Source organism: Zooshikella ganghwensis DSM 15267, assembly GCF_000428585.1.
GTDB lineage: Bacteria > Pseudomonadota > Gammaproteobacteria > Pseudomonadales > Zooshikellaceae > Zooshikella > Zooshikella ganghwensis.
In genome coordinates, this window is the sequence record NZ_AUAF01000391.1 from 1 (window position 1) to 1,284 (window position 1,284).

At 37.1% G+C, this 1,284-nt stretch carries 1 protein-coding gene and 1 pseudogene; both read left to right on the plus strand.

Annotation, left to right across the window (positions count from 1 at the left end):
- Positions 1–198 (plus strand): annotated as a pseudogene (locus F607_RS35055) (IS30 family transposase); the annotation flags it as partial.
- Positions 199–283: 85 nt separating this feature from the next.
- Positions 284–1,138, plus strand: a complete 855-nt coding sequence (locus tag F607_RS0127265; RefSeq protein ID WP_027710497.1) for a PEP-CTERM sorting domain-containing protein — start codon at positions 284–286, stop codon at positions 1,136–1,138.
- Positions 1,139–1,284: the final 146 nt, after the last annotated feature.

Consider the following 1,284-nt stretch of genomic DNA (forward strand, 5'->3'; position numbering starts at 1 on the left):
TGGGAACGTGGCACGAATGAAAATACGAATGGCTTGATACGACAGTATTTTCCAAAGGACACGGATTTTAATAAAGTGAGTGATGAAGATATTCAATTTGTAATGGATCGTTTGAATGAACGCCCGAGGGCAACAAGGAATTTCAAATCACCGAATGGAATGTTTTTAGGGTGGCGAGTCGATTTACTCGCTAATTAAGAATTGCACTTATTAGTTGAAACCAAGGGGAGGCAAAATATTAAGTTTAAGGAAAATAATAAATATCTGAAATCAGGTCTTGGCTATGAAAAAATCATTGTCAAATATGTCAATAATTATCTCAGCGATAGGCTTCCCATTAGTTGCTAATGCAGTTCCTATTGAAACAAAAGATGTGTTCTGTGATGGTGTAAAATGTGGGACAATGGAAATTGACAAATATGATCCCTATAAAACAATGTGGTTAGCGGGGGTTGAAATTGATGGTCAATTTGTGGCAACTAAAACCAATAGAGAATACCACTATATTCAATCGATCAATATTTTCGATGACCCCACCCCTAAAAAATACCATGATGGGTCTGCACTTCCAGTACCACTTATTGATACTCCTCCTGGCGGATATCAAGGTGATCCATTTGACTTTAAACCATATTATGATGAGTCTGAATTCCCTACTTTCTACGATAAACCAAGTACATTTATGCTTGACGCAAAGACAGAAGCAGATAATAAACTAGAGTTGCAATTCGAAACTTGGCTAGTATGCCTCATTAGTGAAAAGATGGGAGATAACGCTAAAACCGCAAAAGATGATGCGTACCAAGTTGCACCATTGATTGGTTGGCTATGGGGGTATGAAATTGCTTATAATGATGTAGGTATGATAGGCGTTGATGAGTTAGTGGATTTTACAGTAACAAAAACGAACTTCGAATGGAAAATGCATGATCCTTCGAATGATTGGAAAACAGCATTAACTCAAAAATATGGTAATCTGCCTAATCAAGATTGGTTTAATGTTACACTTGCAGAGTGTAGCGATTGTTTAGATCCAACACCTGTGCCTGCACCGAGTTCGTTTTTACTTATTTTATTGGGTTTTTTGGGCGCTGTTATATCGCGTAAACATAGGAATAATACTTCATTAAAAGTATAAATGTGCATGGATTACTGAAATAAGAAAGTGTAAATAGCAGTAAGTATCAATAGTCAATACTGTGGACACTTTTTGGCTGAGAGTCGTAGGTTGTACCAAAGATAGAAACTGCGAGAATGCGGTTATCAACGTCGTATTGTCACAGG